General features: G+C 71.3%; 19 protein-coding genes. 13 read left to right on the top strand and 6 right to left on the bottom strand.

Annotation, left to right across the window (positions count from 1 at the left end; all coding sequences use genetic code 11):
* Positions 1-36: 36 nt before the first annotated feature.
* The 8 genes from AB0E07_RS04410 (at position 37) to AB0E07_RS04375 (ending at position 11503) form a co-directional block, all read left to right on the top strand.
* Positions 37-1155: an LLM class flavin-dependent oxidoreductase gene (locus AB0E07_RS04410; RefSeq protein WP_362246280.1), complete on the top strand. Its 1119-nt coding sequence runs from the start codon at positions 37-39 to the stop codon at positions 1153-1155.
* A 121-nt stretch (positions 1156-1276) separates the two neighbouring features.
* The gene (locus tag AB0E07_RS04405) at positions 1277-3001 is read left to right on the top strand and encodes a D-aminoacylase (RefSeq protein ID WP_362246278.1); all 1725 of its coding nucleotides are present in this window, start codon (positions 1277-1279) and stop codon (positions 2999-3001) included.
* Entirely contained in the window at positions 2998-4443 is a 1446-nt protein-coding gene (locus AB0E07_RS04400; protein WP_362246276.1) for an aldehyde dehydrogenase family protein, read from the top strand. Before AB0E07_RS04405 ends, AB0E07_RS04400 begins: the two co-directional genes overlap by 4 nt.
* A gap of 221 nt (positions 4444-4664) precedes the next feature.
* Complete coding sequence (locus tag AB0E07_RS04395; RefSeq protein WP_362246274.1) at positions 4665-6209, top strand: APC family permease; 1545 nt, start codon at positions 4665-4667, stop codon at positions 6207-6209.
* A 156-nt stretch (positions 6210-6365) separates the two neighbouring features.
* Positions 6366-7118, top strand: a complete 753-nt coding sequence (locus AB0E07_RS04390) for an endonuclease/exonuclease/phosphatase family protein (protein WP_362246272.1) — start codon at positions 6366-6368, stop codon at positions 7116-7118.
* A gap of 69 nt (positions 7119-7187) precedes the next feature.
* On the top strand, positions 7188-8033 hold the full coding sequence (locus tag AB0E07_RS04385; protein WP_362246270.1) for an LLM class F420-dependent oxidoreductase: 846 nt from the start codon (positions 7188-7190) through the stop codon (positions 8031-8033).
* Between the two features lie 252 nt (positions 8034-8285).
* On the top strand, positions 8286-10871 hold the full coding sequence (locus AB0E07_RS04380) for a bifunctional FO biosynthesis protein CofGH (RefSeq protein WP_362246268.1): 2586 nt from the start codon (positions 8286-8288) through the stop codon (positions 10869-10871).
* A 68-nt stretch (positions 10872-10939) separates the two neighbouring features.
* Positions 10940-11503: a hypothetical protein gene (locus AB0E07_RS04375; RefSeq protein ID WP_362246266.1), complete on the top strand. Its 564-nt coding sequence runs from the start codon at positions 10940-10942 to the stop codon at positions 11501-11503.
* Between the two features lie 12 nt (positions 11504-11515).
* Here the strand turns inward: AB0E07_RS04375 and AB0E07_RS04370 are convergent, their stop codons facing one another.
* From AB0E07_RS04370 to AB0E07_RS04360, 3 genes are all read right to left on the bottom strand, one after another.
* A complete protein-coding gene (locus tag AB0E07_RS04370) occupies positions 11516-12013 on the bottom strand; it encodes a DUF2165 domain-containing protein (RefSeq protein WP_362246264.1) in 498 nt (165 codons plus the stop codon).
* 75 nt (positions 12014-12088) lie between these two features.
* Positions 12089-12271 carry a DUF397 domain-containing protein gene (locus AB0E07_RS04365; RefSeq protein WP_362246262.1) on the bottom strand — a complete coding sequence of 61 codons (183 nt, stop codon included), beginning with the start codon at positions 12269-12271 and terminating at the stop codon, positions 12089-12091.
* Entirely contained in the window at positions 12268-13077 is an 810-nt protein-coding gene (locus tag AB0E07_RS04360) for a helix-turn-helix transcriptional regulator (RefSeq protein WP_362246260.1), read from the bottom strand. The genes AB0E07_RS04365 and AB0E07_RS04360 overlap by 4 nt, the downstream gene beginning before the upstream one ends.
* A 185-nt stretch (positions 13078-13262) precedes the next feature.
* On the opposite strand from AB0E07_RS04360, the gene AB0E07_RS04355 reads away from it, so the two are divergent.
* The 4 genes from AB0E07_RS04355 (at position 13263) to AB0E07_RS04340 (ending at position 15793) form a co-directional block, all read left to right on the top strand.
* Positions 13263-14378, top strand: coding sequence for an ADP-ribosylglycohydrolase family protein (locus AB0E07_RS04355; RefSeq protein WP_362246258.1), 1116 nt, complete (start codon positions 13263-13265; stop codon positions 14376-14378).
* Positions 14379-14451: 73 nt separating this feature from the next.
* Complete coding sequence (locus AB0E07_RS04350; RefSeq protein ID WP_362246256.1) at positions 14452-14946, top strand: TM2 domain-containing protein; 495 nt, start codon at positions 14452-14454, stop codon at positions 14944-14946.
* A complete protein-coding gene (locus AB0E07_RS04345) occupies positions 14939-15322 on the top strand; it encodes a DUF2752 domain-containing protein (protein WP_362246254.1) in 384 nt (127 codons plus the stop codon). Before AB0E07_RS04350 ends, AB0E07_RS04345 begins: the two co-directional genes overlap by 8 nt.
* A 207-nt stretch (positions 15323-15529) precedes the next feature.
* Entirely contained in the window at positions 15530-15793 is a 264-nt protein-coding gene (locus AB0E07_RS04340) for a TM2 domain-containing protein (RefSeq protein WP_362246252.1), read from the top strand.
* Between the two features lie 87 nt (positions 15794-15880).
* Here the strand turns inward: AB0E07_RS04340 and AB0E07_RS04335 are convergent, their stop codons facing one another.
* Positions 15881-17458: a sodium:solute symporter family protein gene (locus AB0E07_RS04335; protein ID WP_362246250.1), complete on the bottom strand. Its 1578-nt coding sequence runs from the start codon at positions 17456-17458 to the stop codon at positions 15881-15883.
* A gap of 126 nt (positions 17459-17584) precedes the next feature.
* A complete protein-coding gene (locus AB0E07_RS04330; protein WP_362246248.1) occupies positions 17585-18370 on the bottom strand; it encodes an SDR family oxidoreductase in 786 nt (261 codons plus the stop codon).
* A gap of 75 nt (positions 18371-18445) precedes the next feature.
* Here AB0E07_RS04330 and AB0E07_RS04325 point away from each other — a divergent pair, with 75 nt between their 5' ends.
* Positions 18446-19273, top strand: a complete 828-nt coding sequence (locus AB0E07_RS04325) for a hypothetical protein (RefSeq protein WP_362246246.1) — start codon at positions 18446-18448, stop codon at positions 19271-19273.
* A 17-nt stretch (positions 19274-19290) separates the two neighbouring features.
* Here AB0E07_RS04325 and AB0E07_RS04320 read toward each other — a convergent pair whose 3' ends face one another.
* Positions 19291-21147: an MFS transporter gene (locus AB0E07_RS04320; protein ID WP_362246244.1), complete on the bottom strand. Its 1857-nt coding sequence runs from the start codon at positions 21145-21147 to the stop codon at positions 19291-19293.
* Between the last annotated feature and the right edge of the window lie 70 nt (positions 21148-21217).

Here is a 21217-nt window from a genome sequence, read left to right as displayed (position 1 = left end):
CCATCAGAAACTTCGGACCGGGGACGGTGAACAGCCGTGGAATTCGGGCTCTTCGTACAGGGATACGTCGGCAAGCGCGCCGAGACCGATCCGCTCGCCGAGCACAAGGCGCTGATGGAGGAGACCGAGTACGTCATCCAGGCGGACCGGTCGGGCTTCAAGTACGCCTGGGCCTCCGAGCACCACTTCCTGGACGAGTACTCGCATCTCTCCGCCAACGACGTGTTCCTCGGCTACCTCGCCCACGCCACCGAGCGGATCCACCTGGGATCGGGCATCTTCAACCCGCTCGCCCAGGTCAACCACCCCGTCAAGGTCGCCGAGAAGGTCGCCATGCTCGACCATCTCTCCGAGGGACGCTTCGAGTTCGGCAGCGGCCGGGGCGCCGGCTCGCACGAGATCCTCGGCTTCCTGCCGGGCATCACGGACATGAACCACACCAAGGAGATCTGGGAGGAGACGATCGCGGAGTTCCCCCGGATGTGGCTCCAGGACGAGTACGTGGGCTTCCAGGGCAAGCACTGGTCGCTGCCGCCGCGCAAGATCCTGCCCAAGCCGTACGGGAAGTCCCACCCGGCGATGTGGTACGCCGCCGGGTCGCCGCCCTCGTACGCCATGGCCGCCCGCAAGGGGCTCGGGGTGCTGGGCTTCAGCGTGCAGAAGGTCTCCGACATGGAGTGGGTGCTGGAGCAGTACAAGTCCGCGATCGTGGACGCCGAGCCGATCGGGGACTTCGTCAACGACAACGTCATGGTGACCACCACCGCGATCTGCGCGCCCACGCACGAGGAGGCGGTGCGGATCGCGGCGAGCGGCGGGCTGCACTACCTGCCCTCGCTGGTCTTCCGGTACCACGACACCTTTCCCCGGCCCGAGGGCTTCCCGGTGTGGCCGGAGACGCTGCCCGAGTACACGGAGGACTTCGTCGAGGTCCTCATCGAGGAGGAACTCCTCATCTGCGGGGACCCGGACGAGGTGCTGCGGCAGTGCAAGCGGTGGGAGCAGGCGGGGGCGGACCAGTTGAGCTTCGGGCTGCCGGTGGGGGTGCCGAAGGAGGAGACGCTCCAGACGATTCGACTGATCGGGGAGCACGTGGTTCCGAAGATCGATACGGATCCTGTTCATCGGACTTCGCGGTTCCGGAGGGGTGTCTGAGGCTTGTTGGCGGGTGCGGGATCGCTGTGGCTGGTCGCGCCCACGCGGCGGAGCCGCAGATCGATACAGCCCCGCGCCCCTGGGTAGGACGACTCACCGCAGTCCGTAGGGAGTGACCCCTGTGCTTGATCACGTCATCAAGGGTGCGTCCGTCATCGACGGGACCGGTGCCCCAGCTCATACCGCCGACGTAGGGATTCGCGATGGACGTATCGCCGTCGTCGCCCCCTCCGTCACCGAACCCTCCCGGTCCGGTGAGGACGGGGCCGGGCTCGTTCTCGCGCCCGGGTTCGTCGATCCGCATACCCACTACGACGCCCAGCTGTTCTGGGATCCGTACGCGACGCCCTCCCTCAACCACGGTGTGACCACCGTCGCCGGCGGGAACTGCGGCTTCACCCTCGCCCCGCTGAAGCCGGAGGACGCCGACTACACGCGGCGCATGATGTCCAAGGTCGAGGGCATGTCGCTGGTCGCGCTGGAGGAGGGCGCGCCCTGGACCTGGCGCGGCTTCGGGGAGTACCTGGACGCCCTGGAGGGGCGGATCGCCGTCAACGCCGGCTTCATGGTGGGGCACTGCGCGCTGCGGCGGTACGTGATGGGGGAGGACGCCGTCGGCGGCCGGCCGAGCGCGGAGCAGCTCGACGCCATGGTGGGCCTGCTGCACGAGGCCATGGCGGCCGGCGCCTGGGGGTTCTCCACCACTCAGTCCTCCACGCACTCCGACGGGGACGGCCGCCCGGTGGCGTCCCGGCACGCCGACCCGGCCGAACTGCTCGCGCTGTCCCGGGCCGTCGGCGAGCACGAGGGCACCCAGATCGAGGCGATCGTCGCCGGGTGCCTGGACCGGTTCAGCGACGCCGAGATCGAACTCTTCGCCGAGATGAGCGCGGCCGCCGGACGGCCCCTGAACTGGAACGTGCTGACCATCGACGCCGCCGTGCCCGAGCGGGTGCCCCGGCAACTGCTCGCCAGTGAGCGGGCCCGCAAGGCCGGCGGTCGGGTCGTCGCGCTCACCATGCCGATCCTGACCCCGATGAACATGTCCCTGGGCACGTTCTGCGCGCTGAACCTGATACCCGGCTGGGGACCGGTGCTCGCGCTGCCGGTGCCGGAACGGATCGACCGGCTGCGGGACCCGGCGGTCCGGGCGGAACTGCTGGAGCGCGCCGCGTCCAAGGAGGCCGGCGTCTTCCGGCGGCTCGCGGACCTCGGGCGGTACGTCATCGGCGACACCTACAGCGAGGCCAACCGCGGGCTCACCGGGCGCGTCGTACGGGACATCGCGGCCGAGCGCGGACAGGACCCCTTCGCCTGTCTGGTCGACATCTGCGCGGCCGACGACCTGCGCACCGTGCTGTGGCCCATGCCGCCGGACAACGACCCGGCGTCCTGGGAGCTGCGGGCCAGGACCTGGCAGCACGAGGACGTCCTGCTCGGCGGTTCGGACGCGGGCGCGCACCTGGACCGGATGTGCGGGGCGCCGTACACGACCCGGTTCCTCGGGGACTGTCTGCGCGGGCGGAAGCTGGTCGGTCTGGAGCAGGCCGTGCGGATGCTGACCGACGCGCCCGCCCGGCTGTTCGGGCTCAGGGAGCGGGGGCAGGTGCGGGAGGGGTTCCATGCCGACCTGGTGCTCTTCGACCCGGAACGGATCGACGCGGCCCCGGCCACCCTGGTGCACGACCTGCCGGGCGACAGCCCGCGGCTGGACTCCAAGGCCCTCGGGATCCGCGCCGTGTGGGTCAACGGCGTCGAGGCGATCCGCGACGACCGGGTGACCGGCGCGGTGCCCGGCCGGGTGCTGCGCTCCGGACGGGACACCCGGACGGTGAGCACCCGGTGAACGGGCGGCTGTTCATCGGGGGCGAGTGGACCGCCCCGGACGGCGGTTGCTACGACGTCGTCGACCCGGCGACCGAGCGGAGCGTGGGCCCGGCGCCCGAAGCCTCCCGGGAGCAGGCCGGGCAGGCCTGCGCCGCGGCCCGCGAGGCCCTCGGGCCCTGGTCGCGCACGGCACCCGAGGAACGGGCCGCGATCCTGGCCCGCACCGCCGAACTCGTCCGGGAGCGGCTCTGGTCCCACGCCGAGCTGGCGCGGGCCGAGACCGGCGCCACCACCGGCACCGCGCGCGGTATGCAGGTCGGCGTGGCCGCCGCCCGCTTCCGGCGCTACTCCCGCGTGGAGAGCGCCGAGTGGGCGGTGCCGCCGCAGATCAACGAAGCAGGTCCCATGGGGCGGGCGGGGGTGATGGGCGCGCTGGCCGTGCGGCAGCCCGTCGGGGTCGTCGCCTGCGTCTCCTCGTACAACAACCCCTGGGCGAACGCGGCGGGGAAGGTCGCGCCCGCGCTGGCCATGGGCAACACCGTGGTGGTCAAGCCCGCCCCGCAGGACCCGCTGTCGGTGTACCGGATGGCCGAGGCGCTGGCGGAGGCCGGGGTGCCGCCGGGGGTGGTGAACGTGGTCTCCGGGTCCTCGGCGGAGGTGGGGGAGGCCGTCGTCGGCTCCGGGGACGTCGACATGGTCAGCTTCACCGGCTCCACGGCGGTCGGACGGCGGATCGCCGAGGTGTGCGGACGCGACATGAAACGCCAGCTGATGGAGCTGGGCGGGAAGGGCGCGGCGCTCGTCCTCGACGACGCCGACATCGGCTCGGCGGTGGCCGGGATCGGCACCACCTTCTCCTTCTACAGCGGCCAGATCTGCACCGCCCCGACCCGGGTGCTGGCGCAGCGCGCGGTGTACGACCGGGTGGTGGAGCGCCTGGCCGCCTACGCGGGCCGGCTGAAGGTGGGCGACCCCACGGAGCCGGACACGGTGGTCGGTCCGGTGATCTCGGCGGCGCACCGGGACCGGGTGGAGGCCTACGTCGAGCTGGGCCGCAAGGAGGGCGCGGTCGTCGTGACCGGCGGCGAACGCCCACCGCGGGAGCGGGGCTTCTATGTCGCGCCGACCGTGCTCGCCGACTGCACCAACGACATGCGGGTCGCCCGCGAGGAGATCTTCGGCCCCGTGGTCACCGTGATCCCCTTCGACGACGAGGAGGAGGGCATCGCCCTCGCCAACGACTCCGACTACGGGCTGATCGACTACGTCTGGTCGGCGGACGTGGCGCGGGCCTTCCGTGTCGCCCGGCGGCTGCGGGCGGGCGGAGTGGGCGTGAACACGGTCGGCCGGAACATGGAGGCGCCCTTCGGCGGGTTCAAGAGGAGCGGAGTGGGCCGCGACGTCGGCTCGTACGCGCTGCACGCCTACAGCGAGGTCCAGGCGATCGTCTGGCCGGGGTGACCGGGACCACACGGTCGGATTCGGAATCGGACATTCCAGGCCGTGCTGCGATTATCGAATGTGAGGCGCGGAGGCCATATGCCTTTGAGTCGGTGGCGGTGGCGCCCCGCCGACCATGCAATCATGTGACAGCTTGTCGAGCTGAAGGTTAATTCCAAGGTTCTGCGGGATCGTGGATGGTCCACAGGCCATGGAATTCGCACCATTTAACGTCCTGTTCCATGACTCAGACGGAAATGCGACCCCCGCTTTCCCGGACGGGCGCGGCCGACGACGTCCGCGGCAAGGGACTCGGCGGCAACTCCGTCGGACTGCTCGGCAGCGCCGTGATCGGTGTCTCCACGGTCGCCCCGGTGTACTGCCTGACCTCCACGCTCGGCTCCACCGCCGGCGAGGTCGGCCTCCAGATGCCCGCGGTGTTCCTCGCGGGCTTCCTGCCGATGCTGCTGGTCGCCTTCGCCTACCGTGAGCTGAACAAGGCCGTGCCGGACTGCGGCACCTCCTTCACCTGGACCGTGAAGGCGTTCGGCCCGAAGGTCGGCTGGATGTGCGGCTGGGGACTGGTCGTCGCCACGGTGATCGTGCTGTCCAACCTGGCCGGCGTCGCGACGTCCTACTTCTGGCTGTTGGCCGGGGAGCTGACCGGCAGCGACCCGGTGGCCGCCCTGGACGACAACAAGGCCGTCCACATCCTCACCTGCCTGGCACTGATCGCCGCCGCCACCGCGATCAGCTACCGCGGGATGACGACCACCAAGGGCGTCCAGTACGCGCTGGTCGGACTCCAGATGGTGGTGCTCGCCGTCTTCGTGGCGCTGGCCGTCTCCAAGGCCGGCGACCTCACGGGCGGCGTCGACTTCTCCTGGTCCTGGCTGAACCCCTTCGAGGTCAAGTCCTTCGCCGGCTTCACGGCCGGCCTGTCGCTGTCGATCTTCATGTACTGGGGCTGGGACGCCTGTCTCACCGCCAACGAGGAGACCGTCGGCAGCGAGAAGACCCCCGGCCGCGCGGCCCTCGTCGCCATGGTCGTCCTGGTCGGCTCCTACCTGGTCACCGGCGTCGCCGCGCAGATGGCGGTCGGCTCGGGCGACACCGGTCTCGGCCTCGCCAACCCCGAGACCTCCGACAACGTCTTCGCCGCGCTCGCCGGTCCCGTCATGGGCGAGGCGCTCGGCGTCCTGCTCTTCCTGGCCGTGCTCGCCTCCGCCGCGGCCAGCCTCCAGACCACCTTCATCCCGGTCGCCCGCACCGTCCTCGCCATGTCGACGTACGAGGCGCTGCCGCCGTCGTACGCCCGCGTCCACGAGCGCTTCCGGACGCCGGGCCGGGCGACCGTGGTCGCCGGCATCGCGACCGGCGTCTTCTACACCGTCATGACCCTGGTCAGCGAGCACGTCCTGGTGGACACGATCTACGCGCTGGGCCTCATGATCTGCTTCTACTACGCGCTGACCGCGTTCGCCTGCGCCTGGTTCTTCCGCCGCGAGCTGACCCGGTCCGTCCGCGACGCCCTGTTCAAGGGGGCCTTCCCGGTGACCGGCGGGCTGCTCCTCGCCGCCGTCTTCGGCAAGACGCTCTTCGACATGTGGGACCCCGCCTACGGCAGCGGCTCCGCGGTGTTCGGCGTCGGCTCGGTCTTCGTGATCGGCATCGGCCTGCTCCTGCTGGGCGTCGTCCTCATGCTGGTCATGCGCCGCCGCAGCCCCGCCTTCTTCCGCGGCGAGGTCCTCACGGTGAGCACCCCGGCGCTGGTGGTGGAGGACTAGGGACACCGGGTGCCGGCTGTCCGCGGTGTGAACGGCAACTGAATCCGTCGGTCGGTCCGGCTGCGGCGGGCCCGTGGTGGGCATGGGTGAGGAGGGGCGTCCGCGTCCTCCAGTGGTGGTCCCTGTGTCCCTCGGTCGGAAGCGGGCGGTGTGCCGGTGCGGGTCGTGACCTGGAATCTGTGGTGGCGGTTCGGCGCCTGGGCCGACCGCCGCAAGGCGATCCTCGCCGTCCTGCGGGACCTTGAGCCCGACCTGGTGGGACTCCAGGAGGTGTGGTCGGCCGACGGGGAGAACCTCGCCGAGTGGCTCGCCGACGAACTGGGCCTGCACTGGACCTGGGCGCCGTCCCCGGCGCCGGAGCGGTGGCGGCGGCGGATCGGGGACCCGTCGGTGGACATCGGCAACGCGGTGCTGAGCCGGTGGCCGCTGCGGGAGCGCGAGGTGCTGCGGCTGCCCGTGCCCGCCGAACTCGACGACGGCCGGCTCGCCCTGCACGCACGGACGGGACCGGTCTCCTTCGTCACCGCGCACCTCACCTCCGCCCCCGACGCCTCGGCCGTACGCGCGCGGCAGGCCGCCGCGCTGGCGGAGTTCGCCCGCCGCGCGGGGCCCGTGATCGTCACCGGTGACTTCAACGCCGAGCCCGACGCGCCCGAACTCCGCCCCCTCGCCCGGGACTTACGGGACGCCTGGACCGAGTCGGGCACCGTCGAGGACGCGGCGACCTGGGACTGGGACCCGGAACTCCCGTACCGGCCGGACGGGCCGCGGCAGGCGGCCCGGATCGACTACGTCCGGCTCGGCGGACCGGTGACCGTGCGCGGGGCGCGGCGGGCCGGCGACCGCCCGGTGGACGGCGTCTGGCCCTCCGACCACGCGGCCGTCGTCGTGGACCTGGACCACCGGTGACCGGCAGGTCCGGGGAAATCCCGACCAGTCGGTATCGACATCTCACGTCGCTCCCGGTACAGATGGGGGATGCGCCTCTCCGTCACGATCTTCCTCACCGACGAGACGATCACCCCGGTCCGGCTCGCCCGCGAGCTGGAGCAGCGTGGGTTCGGCGGGCTGTACCTGCCCGAGCACACCCACATCCCCGTCGAGCGCGCCACCCCGTACCCGGCGGGTGGTGACCTGCCGCCCGAGTACGGGCGCACCCTCGACCCCTTCGTCGCCCTCGGGCAGGCCGCCGCCGTGACCGAACGGCTCCGCCTGGGCACCGGGATCACCCTGGTCGCCCAGCACGACCCGGTCGCCCTGGCCAAGCAGATCGCCACCGTCGACCACCTCTCCGACGGCCGGCTCACCCTCGGTCTCGGCTTCGGCTGGAACGTGGAGGAGGCCGACGACCACGGGGTCGCCTGGCGCACCCGCCGCGAACTCGTCCGCGACCGGATGGCGTTGATGCGGGCCCTGTGGGCGGAGGAACCGACCGCGTACGAGGGTGAGTTCGGGAGCGTACGGGCGTCGTACGCCTACCCGAAGCCGGTGCAGAAGCCGCGCGGGCCGGTCACCGGACCGCGCACCCTGATCGGCGGCGCCGCCGGTCCCAAGCTCTTCGCGCACGTCTGCGAGTACGCCGACGGCTGGATGCCGATCGGCGGCCGGGGCCTGACCGAGACCCTCCCGGTGCTCCGCGCCGCATGGGCGGACGCGGGCCGCGACCCCGCCGCCCTCCAGATCGTCCCGTACGCAATCCACCCCACCCCGGGCAAACTGTCCCACTACGCGGACCTCGGCATCGAGGAGGTCGTAACGCAACTGCCCCCGGCGGCCGAGGCAGACGTACTACGAACCTTGGACGCATACGCCCCCTTCCTCTGAACGAGGCCCGGCCCAGACCCCCAGGGGCGCGAGGGACTGCGCGACCAGCCACGTCACACCCGCACTCGGCAACGCGCCTTTTAGGGGCGCGGGGAACTGCGCGAAAGGCCACGACGCACCCGCACCCGGCAACGCACCCTTCTAGGGGCGCGGGGAACTGCGCAAAAAGCCACGACGCACCCGCACCCGGCAGCCCACACCCCCACCCCCGACCCCCTCCGACCCCACAACCCCCGAACGTATGCTCAAGGAATGACGACTCCCGCGGCCTCCGGAACCGGCCCGACCGAGAACTCCATGCGTCGCGCACTGAAACGAGCCCGCGACGGCGTCGCCCTCGACACCGCCGAGGCGGCCGTACTCCTCCAGGCCCGCGGCGAGGCCCTCGACGACCTCACCGCGTCCGCCGCCCGCGTCCGGGACGCCGGCCTCGCCCAGGCCGGCCGCCCCGGCGTCATCACCTACTCCAAGAGCGTCTTCGTCCCGCTCACCCGGCTGTGCCGGGACAAATGCCACTACTGCACCTTCGTCACCGTCCCCGGCAAACTCCGCCGCGCCGGCCACGGCATGTTCATGTCCCCCGACGAGGTCCTCGACATCGCCCGCAAGGGCGCGGCCCTCGGCTGCAAGGAAGCCCTGATCACCCTCGGCGACAAGCCCGAGGACCGCTGGCCGGAAGCCCGCGAGTGGCTGGACGCGCACGGCTACGACGACACCATCGCCTACGTCCGCGCCATCTCGATCCGGATCCTGGAGGAGACGGGCCTGCTGCCCCACCTCAACCCCGGCGTCATGAGCTGGACCGACTTCCAGCGGCTGAAGCCCGTCGCGCCCTCCATGGGCATGATGCTGGAGACCACCGCCACCCGGCTCTGGTCCGAGCCCGGCGGCCCGCACCACGGCTCCCCGGACAAGGAACCGGCCGTACGCCTGCGCGTGCTGGAGGACGCGGGCCGCTCCTCCGTGCCCTTCACCTCCGGCATCCTGATCGGCATCGGCGAGACCTACGAGGAGCGCGCCGAGTCCCTCTTCGCGCTGCGGAAGATCTCCCGCGCCTACCACGGCATACAGGAACTGATCATCCAGAACTTCCGCGCCAAGCCGGACACGGCGATGCGCGGCATGCCCGACGCCGAACTCGACGAACTGGTCGCCACGGTGGCCGTCGCCCGGCACCTGATGGGCCCGGCCGCCTGCCTCCAGGCCCCGCCGAACCTGGTGGACTCCGAGTACGAGCGGCTCATCGGCGCCGGTATCGACGACTGGGGCGGGGTGTCCCCGCTGACCATCGACCACGTCAACCCCGAGCGCCCCTGGCCGCAGATCGAGGAGCTGGCCGAGCGCTCCCGCACCGCCGGCTTCGAACTGCGTGAACGCCTCTGCGTGTACCCGGAGTTCGTCAAGCGCGGCGAGCCCTGGCTGGACCCGCGGCTGCGTCCGCACGTGGCCGCGCTGGCCGACCCGCAGACCGGCCTCGCCCGCCCGGACGCCGTCGTCGAGGGGCACCCCTGGCAGGAGCCGGAGGAGGCGTTCGAGGCCTCGGGCCGTACCGACCTGCACACCACGATCGACACCGAGGGCCGCACCACCGACCGCCGCGACGACTTCGACGAGGTGTACGGGGACTGGGGCGCCCTGCGTGAGGCGGCCGCCCCCGGCATGGTGCCCGAGCGCATCGACACCGACGTGCGCCAGGCGCTCGCCACCGCCGCCGACGACCCGACGAAGCTGACCGACGACGAGGCGCTGGCCCTGCTGCACGCCGACGGCCCCGCGCTGGACGCGCTGACCCGGATCGCCGACGACGTCCGCAAGGCGGCCGTGGGCGACGACGTGACGTACATCGTCACCAGGAACATCAACTTCACCAACGTCTGCTACACGGGCTGCCGGTTCTGCGCGTTCGCGCAGCGCCGCACCGACGCGGACGCCTACACGCTCTCCCTGGACCAGGTCGCCGACCGCGCCCAGCAGGCCTGGGACGTCGGCGCGGTCGAGGTCTGCATGCAGGGCGGTATCCACCCCGACCTGCCGGGCACGGCGTACTTCGACATCGCGCGGGCGGTGAAGGCCCGGGTGCCGGGCATGCATGTGCACGCCTTCTCCCCGATGGAGGTGGTGAACGGCGCGACCCGCACCGGCCTGTCGATCCGGGAGTGGCTGACGGCCGCGAAGGAGGCGGGTCTGGACTCGATCCCCGGCACCGCCGCGGAGATCCTCGACGACGAGGTCCGCTGGGTCCTCACCAAGGGCAAACTCCCCACGGCCACCTGGATCGAGGTGATCACGACCGCGCACGAGCTGGGCATCCGCTCCTCCTCGACGATGATGTACGGCCATGTCGACCAGCCCCGCCACTGGCTGGGCCACTTCCGCACGCTGGCCTCCATCCAGCAACGCACCGGCGGCTTCACCGAGTTCGTGACGCTTCCCTTCATCCACACCAACGCGCCGGTCTACCTGGCGGGCATCGCGCGCCCCGGGCCGACCGTCCGGGACAACCGGGCGGTGACGGCGATGGCGCGGCTGCTGCTGCACCCCTGGATCCCCAACATCCAGACGAGCTGGGTGAAGCTGGGCGCGGAGGGCGCGGCCGAGATGCTCCGCTCGGGCGCCAACGACCTGGGCGGCACCCTGATGGAGGAGACGATCTCCCGGATGGCGGGCTCCTCCTACGGCTCCTACAAGTCGGTGCGCGACCTCGTGGCGGTGGCGGACGCGGCCGGCCGCCCGGCCAGGCCCCGGACCACGCTGTACGGGGAGGTGCCGGAGGAGCGCCGGCGGGCGGCGACGGCCTCGGACGGCCACCTGCCCGAGCTGCTGCCGGTGCTGGACTGAGAACAGGACGGCAGACAGCTGGCAGTACGATGATCCGGCCCTGTCGGTGAGCTGAGGAGAACCTTGCCGTGCCTGCCCGAATACCGTCCTGGGCCTGGGTGACTGGTCTGACCGCGGGGGCTCTCGTCGCGGTCTCCGTCCTGGCCGTCCAGGCCGACCGGGGCACGCGTCCCACCGCGGTGACCGACCGGCCGAGCGCCTCCGTCACCGCCTCCGCGACGCCGGCACCGACCGAGTCGGCCCGTCCGGCGAAGGTCCCGGACGGCTCCGGCACCGGCCGCCGGATCGTGTACTCGCTCGCCGAGCGGCGGGTGTGGCTGGTGGACGCGAGCGACGCCACGCGCCGCACCTTCGTGGTGTGGCCGGGCACGGTCGACCCCGACGCCGGCCGCTACACCGTCGGCACCCGCACGGAGGCGACCACCGGGTCGGACGGCGTGGAGATCGAGCACGTCGTGTACTTCGCGGCGAAGTCCGGGGTGAACATCGCCTTCTCCAACGCCGTCGACGGCTCCTCCCCGCCGCCCCCCGCCGAGAACGCCACCACGGGCGGCGTCCGCATGCGGGCGGGCGACGGCTCGGCCCTGTGGAAGTTCGCCACGGCGGGCACACCGGTGACGGTCGTCAAGTAGACGACCGGCCCGTCAGGCGTCCCGGGTGCCCGGCAGGTGGTTGACCAGCAGGACGATTCCGCTGAACACGAAGACCCGGGTGGCCGCGTCCAGACCGTTCCAGTCGCCGGACTGCCACATGGCGAACCACTCGCCGCCGATCGCGATGAAACCGGCGCCGAACAGGAGCATCACCATCAGCAGTCCGTAGGTGGACCAGCGCCGGGCGCCGCGGCCGCCCTCGCGGGCCCACAGCCAGGTGCCGTAGATCAGGACGAGCGCGGCGACGGTCTCCCAGACGATGATGGCGACGTACGCCGTGTCCTGAAGTCCCTTGCTGGTGACGGCCCTCCACATGAGGTCGTCGTCCTTGAAGGTGGTGTCCATCGCCAGGACGTGCTGTACGAACTGCTGGTTCGTGCCGAAGTCGGTGATGTTCCCGAAGGCGACGAGCGCCATGTAGAGGGCGACGCTCGCGGTGAGCAGGGTCGCGGTGAGGCGGAGTGCGCCGGGTGGGGGTGTCGAGGCCATGACGGCCATCTTCCCCGGGCCGACGCGGTGTGATCCAGATCGATTGAGCCAGAATTGACTTCAGTGAAAGGCGAGTTACCGGGTGCAGCGGTCGACGAACGCCGACCAGGCGTCGTCGGCGAAGGTGAGCCGGGCCCCGTCACGGTCCTTGGAGTCCCGGACGTGAACGACGGGGACGACGGGGGATATGGCGACCTCCACGCAGTCGGGGCCGTCGGCGCTGCTGTAGCTGCTCTTGAACCAGACGAGGGGCGTCATGTTTCTCCCAGAACGTTCTCGATGAAGGCGAGTGACTCGCGAGGAGAGAGAGCTTGCGCTCGGATCATCCCATAGCGCGATTCCAAGATCCGGACCTCCCGGGGGTCGCAGATCAGACGGCTGTGCAACTGAACCTCCAAGTGTCCCAGCGCTTTTCCATCGTGGAACCGCAAGAGCCGGAACGGCCCGCTCAAGCCCGCGTGGTCCTCTCGGTCCGTGGGCATCACCTGGATCGTGACGTGTCTCAACCTGCTTACCTCCAGCAGGTGTTCGAGCTGACGCCGTAACACAGTCCGTCCCCCGACCGGGCGTCGCAGCGTCACCTCTTCCTGTACGAAGCTGATGTCCGGGTGCGGCGTGCGATCGAAGACCACCTTGCGGGCCATCCGTGCGGCGACATGGCGCTCGATCTCTTCCTCCGTATAGGCCGGTCGCCGCAGCGCGTACACGGCCTGGGCGTACTCCGGAGTCTGCAGCAGGCCGTGGATGTGCAGGGCGGTGTACGAACCCATCTCCACCGCCTCGTCCTCCAGTTTCGCCAGGTCCCGTACGTTCTTCGGGTACCGGGCCTGCTCGACGTCCCGCCGCATGGCCGAGATCTTGCCGCCGGCCCCGAGCACCTCGTCCGCCTTGTCCAGCAGGTCCGGCCGCGGGATGCGCTTGCCGCGCTCCACCGCCGAGATCAGGTCGCAGCCGTATCCGAGCGCGTCGCCGAGTTCCGTCTGCTTCAGTCCCGCCGCCTCGCGCCACAACTTGATCTGCCGCCCGACCGCCCTGAGTACGGCCTCGGCCTCCTCGTCCTCCACACCGCCACCTCCCACTACGCACCGTAGAGGACAGGGAGCGCCGGGTGACGGAAAGTGGGAGAAGTGGATCAGTACGGTTCACTTGGTACGCACACCGCATATCGTTCCGCCCCCTGAGCCGATCGTTCCTGGTCGATTACAGTGCTGAGCTGTCTACGTACGGACGGTGCCCCGGGGAGGTCTGGGTGGGTGCGACTGCCGGCCCCGTCTGGGGCCGCTCCGAACAGCAGGACTTCCGCAGCCGGGTGCGCGGCACCGTGCTCGGCGTCGCGGTGGGCGACGCCCTGGGCGCGCCCGTGGACGCCCTGAGCCTCGCGGAGATCAGGTCGGCGTACGGCGCCGAGGGACTGACCGACCTGGGGGTCGCCCACGGGCGCCGGGGCGCGGTCACGCATCTCACCCAGCTCACCCTCTTCTCCGTCGACGGGCTGATCCGGGCGCAGGTCCGGCGGGACACCGGGGCCTGGCACCCGCCGACCGACCTGCACCGGGCGTACCTGCGCTGGGCGGCCACCCAGCGGGACTGGGGCCCCGACGAGCGGCGCAAGGACGACGGCTGGCTGGCCCGCGAGGAGTGGCTCTACGCCCGGCGGGACGCGTCGCGCTCGCTGCTGCTCGGGCTCGGCGACGAGACGATGGGTACACCGGAGGCACCGAAGAACCCGGGCGAGGCGGGACCGGAGGCGGCGGCCCGCTCGGCGCCGTTCGGGCTGCTGGTCGGCTGGGAGCCGCAGCTGGTGGCCCAGCTGGCCGTCGAGTGCGCGGCCCAGACGCACGGCCACCCGGTGGCCTCCCTGACGGCGGGCGCGTACGCGGTGATCGTGCACGCGCTGGCCTGCGGCGAGAGCCTGGACGGCGCGGTGCAGCGGTCGCTGGCGCTGCTCGCGGCCCGCCCGGGGCACCAGCCCGTCTCCGACGCCCTCCAGCACGCGCTCGGCGCGGTGCGGCAGGGCATGCCCACCCCGGGCCGGATCGACGAACTGAGGGGCGCCGGGACGGCGGAGGGACTGCTGGCGGTGGCCGTGTACTGCGCCCTGGTGGGCGAGGACGTCCGGCACGGACTGTGCCTGGCCGTGAACCACGACGGCCCCTCCGCAGCGGCCGGCGCCCTCACCGGCGGGCTGCTCGGCGCCCTGCACGGCGAAACGGCCCTCCCGCCGGCCTGGCTGGCCGAACTGGAGGGCCGTCCCACGATCCTGGAACTCGCCGACGACTTCGCCATGGAGATGACCCAGGGTCCGGCCCTGCACGGACCGGCGGGTTCCGCCCCGGGCTGGCTGGCGCGCTATCCGAGGGCCTGACCGGCTTTCCTCCCGGACCACGTCTGCTGCAAGATGACCTGATCACGCACGCGTCCCATCGGGGGAGAACCAGGTGTCCGAGCAAGACCAGCCGCAGCAGCCCCAGCAGCCCCAGCAGCCGCCCCAGCCGGGATACGGCTACCCGGGCGGCCCCCCGCCAGGCGGCCCCCAGCAGCAGGGCTACCAGCCCCCCGCCGCCGGCTACCAGCAGCCGGGCCCCGGCTACCCGCCCCCCGGCTACCAGGGCTACCCGCCGCCCGGCGGCTACCCCGGCGGCTACCCCGGCGCCGTCCCGCCCGGCGGCTTCACCGGCGACCCCTACGCGCCCTACGGCTACGACCCCCTCGGCCGCCCCTACTCCGACAAGTCCAAGATCGTCGCCGGTGTGCTCCAGTTCGTGCTCGGCACCCTCGGCGTCGGACGCTTCTACATAGGCCATGTCGGCATCGGCCTCGCCCAGTTGTTCACCTGCGGCGGCCTCGGCATCTGGGCACTGATCGACGGCATCATCCTGCTCACCGGCAACGAGACGACCGACTCCAACGGTCGGGTGCTGCGCGGTGGCTGACGCGACGACGGCCGCACCCCTCGCCGTCCTCGCGGCGGGGGCGGCCGGCGCCGCGTACCTCTACACCACCAACCCGCACGAACCAGGACACCTGCTGCCCCAGTGCCCCTTCCGCTGGGCGACGGGCCTGCTCTGCCCCGCCTGCGGCGGCACCCGCATGGTGTACGACCTGATGCACGGTCACTTCGAGCAGGCGTGGGTGGACAACCGACTCCTGCTGCTCACCGCCCCGTTCGCCCTCGCGCTGCTGGCCCGCTGGGCCTGGGAGGGCCTGCGCGGCCGCCGCTGGGGTCCCCGCTTCGGTCGGCGTACGCAGTACGCGATCCTCGCCACCGCCGTCGTATGGACCGTGGCCCGCAATCTCGTCTCGCCCTGACCCCGGCTTTTGATCACGGAACCGGAACGATCTCTTCTCCGATCTCCCTCCCGGGCCCATGATCTTCTTATGCTCACCCCTCACAGGGGGGAACAGCCGAGTGCCGCGTCAAGCGTGCCGAGGCGTCGACGCATGACGTACCTACCCTCCTGCCCACCTGGACATCCCGTTCCGGTGTTTCACGCAAGACCATCAGGAGCAGTACTCATGACCGTTCCCACCCCCGAGGCCCCCTACGGCGTCGACCCGCTCGGCCGCCCCTACTCGGACAAGTCCAAGATCGTGGCGGGGCTTCTCCAGATCTTCCTCGGCACCCTCGGCATCGGACGTTTCTACGTCGGTTCCGTCGGCGTGGGCGTGGCCCAGCTCCTCACCTGCGGCGGCCTCGGCATCTGGGCGCTGATCGACGGCGTCCTCTTCCTCACCAGCAACGACCGCACCGACAAGCAGGGCCGCGTCCTGCGCGGCTGACCCGGACGGCCATGCGGAGGGCCCCGCTACCCCGCCGAGCCGGGGAAGCGGGGCCCTCGCCGTACGCCGACGGCTCGGCCCGCGGCCTCAGTCCTTGACCCGCGTCACCACCGCGTCCTGCGTCCCCTCCGCCGGCCGCGGCACCGGCACCGCGGCGGCCGCGCCGTCGTCGTCGGAGTTGATCCGGTCGATGATCGCCAGCCGCTCCGGGGTGTCCTCGGGCCGCAGGTAGCCGACCAGGATGTAGAGGACGAGGGAGACGGCGAGCGGCACCGACACCTGGTACTGGAGCGGCACCCCGCCGTCGACGTTCCAGTGGATCGGGTAGTTCACCAGCCAGAAGGCCAGCAGGCCCAGGGACCAGCTGGTGAGTGCCGCGGTGGGACCGGAGCGGCGGAAGGGCCGCAGCAGGCCCAGCATCATCGGGATGGCCATCGGGCCCATCAGACCGGCCACCCACTTGATCACGACCGTGATGATGTCCCCGAAGGTCGGCGAGTTCACCTGGGTCGCGGCCGCCATGGACAGGCCGAGGAAGACCACTGTGGTGACCCGGGCCACCCGCAGCCCCTGCCCCTCGCTCCAGCTCCGCGCCCGGCGCCAGAGGACCGGGGCGCAGTCCCGGGTGAAGACGGCCGCGATGGCGTTGGCGTCGGAGGAGCACATCGCCATGGTGTGGGAGAAGAAGCCGACGATGACCAGGCCCAGCAGACCGTGCGGCAGCAACTGCTCCGTCATCAGGCCGTAGGAGTCCGAGCCGTCCGGCTTCTGGGACTCGACCAGCAGCGGGGACATCCACATCGGGAAGAACAGCACCAGCGGCCAGACCAGCCACAGCACCGCCGACAGCCGCGCCGACCGCTCCGCCTCACGGGCGTTGCGGGTCGCCATGTAGCGCTGCGCCTGGTTGAGCATGCCGCCGTTGTACTCGAACAGCTTGATGAACAGGAACGCCAGCAGGAAGACCGTGCCGTACGGCCCCACCAGCGGTTCGCCGTGTCCCTGGAGCTCCGGCTCGTCCCAGGCGCCGAAGAAGCCGATGCCCTTGTCGTCCAGTTCCATCACGACGGCGACGAACATGGCGATGCCGGCCAGCAGTTGGATCACGAACTGGCCCAGCTCCGTCAGCGCGTCCGCCCACAGGCCGCCGATCGTGCAGTAGACGGCCGTGATGGAACCCGTGATCAGGATGCCCTGGTTCAGGGAGATCCCGGTGAACACCGACAGCAGGGTGGCGATGGCCGCCCACTTCGCGCCCACGTCCACGATCTTCAGCAGCATTCCGGACCAGGCCAGCGCCTGCTGCGTCTTCAGGTCGTAGCGGTTCTTCAGGTACTCCAGCGGGGAGGCCACGTGGAGCCGGGAGCGCAGCCGGTTGATGCGCGGCGCGAACAGCTTCGACCCGATGGCGATGCCCAGCGCGATCGGGAAGGACCAGGTGACGAACGAGGTCACGCCGTAGGTGTAGGCGATGCCCGCGTAGCCCGTGAACATCACCGCGCTGTAGCCCGACATGTGGTGCGAGATGCCGGAGAGCCACCAGGGCATCTTCCCGCCGGCGGTGAAGAAGTCGCTCACGTTGTCGACGCGTTTGTGCGACCAGACGCCGATCGCCACCATCACGCCGAAATAGCCGATGAGCACGGCCCAGTCGAGACCGTTCATGTGCGCCCTCCCAGGGTTCAGCCCGGCGCTCATCGTGGGCGCTGCCTCGTGGACACGACAAGCTGGCGTAGGGTCAAAGGGAGGTAAAAGTATTCGGCATGATGGTTCTGGTTTATGTATGTGAACTCATCGCATCAGCTCCCCGGCGTTGACCAGCAACGACTGTCCGGTGATCGACCGGGAGCGGTCCGACACCAGGAACGCCGCCGCGTCGGCCACATCCCCGTCCGTCGCCAGCTCCGGCAGCGCCATCCGCTCCGTGAGCCGCCCCCGGACCACGTCCTGCCCGACCCCCTCCGACTCCGCCGTGAACCGCACGTACGCCTGCACCGGCGGCCCCCACATCCAGCCCGGCAGCACGGTGTTGACCCGGATCCGGTGCGGCCCCAGCTCCCGTGCCAGCGAGTACATGGCACTGGTCAGCGCCCCCTTGGAGGCGGCGTACGCGGCCTGCCGCACCTGCGAGGGCGCCGCCACCGCCGACTGCGTACCGATGAACACCACCGAGCCGCCCCGCTCCCTCAGGGCCGGCAGGCAGGCGCGGGTCATCCGCAGCGAACCCAGCAGGTTCACGTCGAGCACCGACTGCCAGGTGGCGAAGTCCGCGTCCGCGAGCCCCCCGAAGTGACTGTCCAGGGCGGCCACGTGCACCACCCCGTCGATCCGCCCGAACCGCTCCACGGCCAGCCCGGCCAGCTCCTCGCAGCGCTTCTCGTCGGTGATGTCCGTCGTCCGGAACGCGGTGTGCGTCCCGTCCGGGTCGATCGCCCGCGCGCTCCTGGCCAGCGCGGCCTCGGTACGCGCCCCGAGCACCGCGTTCCCCCCGTCCCGCACGACCGCCGCCGCCACCTGGTGCCCCAGCCCCGGCCCGACCCCCGACACGACCACGGTCCTGCCCGCCAGCAGTGACATCCCGACCCCTCCCGACCCTGGTGCTCCATCTGACGGTCCGTCAGAGTATGGGCGACCGCAGGAAAGGGGAACCGCATGAGCGACGACACCCGCAGCGAGGTCTACGCCGAACTGGCCTCCGTCGGCCCGTACGGAGTCCACCCGGGCCACGCCCTGATCACCATGGTCGAACCGCACCCGGGCCACGAGTACGCCTACAACCGCTGGTACGAGGACGACCACTACTACGCCGGGGCCATGGCCATGCCCTGGATGTACGCGGGCCGCCGCTGGGTCGCCACCCGCGAACTCCAACTGCTGCGCGTCCCGGAGGACTCGGCCGTCGCCCGGCCCGTCACCGCCGGCTGCTACCTCTCCACGTACTGGATCACCGCCGGCCGCTACGACGACCACATGAGGTGGACCGTCGCCATCAACAAGCGGCTCAACCGCGACGCCCGCGTCCACCGCGAACGCACCCACGTCTTCACCGCGTTCCAGGACCACGAGACGACCGTCTACCGGGACGGAGCGGCGGGCCCGCGCGACTTCCACGCCCTCGACCACCCCTACGCGGGCCTGGTGCTGGAGGTGATCGACGCGGAGTCCGCCGGGCAGCGCGCCGAACTCCTGGAGTGGCTGCGCACCTGCCACCTGCCCAAGCGCCTCGCGGGCTCACCGGCCGCCATGGTGACGGTCTTCCGGCCCACGCCCCTGCCCGGCGACCGGATGACCTACGTCAAGCAGGTCGAGGGCGTGGACACCCGGCTCACCCTGCTGTGGTTCCTGGAGACGGACCCGGCCGAGTGCTGGGACCCGCACTTCACCGACCTGAGCACCGAGGGCCTCGGCCGGATCGAACTCCTCGCCCCCTTCGTCCCCACGGTCCCGGGCACCGACCGGTACGTGGACCGGCTGCGCTGACCGGAGGGGGAGGGGGGTTACTTCAGCTCGTCCGGGCAGGGCGTGCCGCGCGGGACGTCGTAGGGCGCCGCCAGCCGGTAGGTGCCCGCCTCGGGGGCGAGAAGCATCGTCCACTTGTCCCCGAGCGCGTCCTCCTCGGTCTCCATCAGACAGCCGTTGACGTTGTCGTACGTCTTCGGCTCCCCGTCGGGACGGTCCTCGGACTCCTCGGTCTCCTGGGGCGGGTCGAGCTTCCTGCCCTCGGCGTCGACGATGCTCAGCCACGGCGAGTACGGGATCCGGATCAGCACCCGCCCCGGCTCGCTCACCCGCATCGTCCACTCGCCCTGCTCGGCCCGCTCCACCACGGTGTTCGGCTCCGCCAACGGCGTCGGGTCGAGCACCTCGAACAGCTGCCAGTTCGCGTCGCCCCACACCTGCTTCAGATACGGCATCCCGCGCTGCACCAGCTCCCGCTCGCGCTCGGCGCCGTCCCCGTCCGGCTTGTCCTTGGGCACCACCACGTAGTGCACGGCCCAGCGCCTGAGCCACTCCAGATAGTTCGCCGAGTTCAGGGTGTCGTCGTAGAAGAGCGGGTTGCGCTCCATGTCCGCCTGGCGGTTCCAGCCCCGGGCCAGGTTCACGTACGGCGCGAGCGCGGACGCCTCACGGTGCGAGCGGGCCGGTACGACCTCCACCCGGCCCTGCTCGGCGCCGACCTCCTGGAGCTCGTTGACCAGCGGCGCCAGCTCGCGCGCCCAGGAGGCGGCCGGGGTGGTGTGCACGATGTCGATGACCGACTTCACACCGATCCAGACCGTGAACCCGACCACGGCCAGCACGGTCGCGTACCACTTGCGCGAGCGCGGCACCGCGAACGGCAGCGCCGCCACCAGCGCCACCCCGGCGAAGAGCATGGACAGCCGGGTGATGTTGGAGCCGATCTGCGAACTGATCAGCCACACCAGCAGCACCGACAGCGCGTACACCGCCGCGGTCAGCCGGACCGTCGTCCACTCCCCGGGGACGAGGACCGCGACCAGGACCGCGGAGAGGAACGGCAGGAGCGCCGAGGCGATCGTCATCGGCTGGGTGCCCGAGAAGGGGAACAGCCACGCCGACAGACCGACCACCGCGGCCGGCGCGAGCCCCAGCGCCCAGGCGCCGGGACGCCGCTTCTGGAGGAACATCGCCACCGCGACCAGGCCCACGAAGAGCCCGGCGACCGGCGAGGCCATCGTCGCGAGCGCGGCCAGCGGGGCGGCGCACAGCGCCTTCGCCCACCGCTTGTAGCGCCAGCGGTACGGCCAGCAGAACACGACCGCCACCGCGCCGAGCGCGAACATCATGCCGAGCCCGAAGGTGACCCGGCCCGAGGCCGCGTTGCACAGCAGCGCGAACACCCCGGCCAGCGAGGCCCACAGCGGATTGCGGACCGACCGCCCGCGCAGCAGCACCAGGGTCAGCAGCCCGGCCGAGACGGTCCCGGCGATCATCATCGTGGTTCGCACGCCGAGCACCGACATCAGATACGGCGAGACCACGCTGTACGAGACCGGGTGCATCCCGCCGTACCAGGCCAGGTTGTACGCGGAGTCGGGGTGGCGGCCGACGAACTCGGCCCACGCGTCCTGCGCCGCGAGGTCGCCGCCGCTGTTGGCGAAGGTGAAGAACCACACGATGTGCAGGACCCCGGACAGGGCCGTGACGGACAGCACCGGATGGCGCAGCAGCCGCTCGCGCACGGTGAGCAGGAGGGCCTTGGCCCGGCTGGGGGGTTCCTCGTCGGGAGTCCCGGAGGGCTCCTCGGTACGCGGCGCGGGCACCCGTATTCGCGGGCCGGTTCCCGGGCCCGGATCGGCGTCGTCGGCGCGTGTCGGCTCCGCAGTGGCCACCGTTAAGGCTCTCCCGTGGTGTCCGGCGTGGTGTCCGGTTCTTCTGTTCTGGGCCGCGTCCCGATTGTTT

The sequence above is a fragment of the Streptomyces sp. NPDC048002 genome (assembly GCF_040653275.1).
GTDB lineage: Bacteria > Actinomycetota > Actinomycetes > Streptomycetales > Streptomycetaceae > Streptomyces.
The sequence above is the reverse complement of the archived record's forward strand: the minus strand, read 5'-3'. Positions and strand labels throughout refer to the sequence as shown.

Coding starts and splice junctions, on each gene's coding strand:
- AB0E07_RS04395 (WP_362246274.1), top strand. CDS start 4,665: ATGACTCAGACGGAAATGCGACCCCCGCTTTCCCGGACGGGCGCGGCC.
- AB0E07_RS04385 (WP_362246270.1), top strand. CDS start 7,188: ATGCGCCTCTCCGTCACGATCTTCCTCACCGACGAGACGATCACCCCG.
- AB0E07_RS04380 (WP_362246268.1), top strand. CDS start 8,286: ATGACGACTCCCGCGGCCTCCGGAACCGGCCCGACCGAGAACTCCATG.
- AB0E07_RS04370 (WP_362246264.1), bottom strand. CDS start 12,013: ATGGCCTCGACACCCCCACCCGGCGCACTCCGCCTCACCGCGACCCTG.
- AB0E07_RS04365 (WP_362246262.1), bottom strand. CDS start 12,271: ATGACGCCCCTCGTCTGGTTCAAGAGCAGCTACAGCAGCGCCGACGGC.
- AB0E07_RS04340 (WP_362246252.1), top strand. CDS start 15,530: ATGACCGTTCCCACCCCCGAGGCCCCCTACGGCGTCGACCCGCTCGGC.
- AB0E07_RS04335 (WP_362246250.1), bottom strand. CDS start 17,458: ATGAACGGTCTCGACTGGGCCGTGCTCATCGGCTATTTCGGCGTGATG.
- AB0E07_RS04330 (WP_362246248.1), bottom strand. CDS start 18,370: ATGTCACTGCTGGCGGGCAGGACCGTGGTCGTGTCGGGGGTCGGGCCG.
- AB0E07_RS04325 (WP_362246246.1), top strand. CDS start 18,446: ATGAGCGACGACACCCGCAGCGAGGTCTACGCCGAACTGGCCTCCGTC.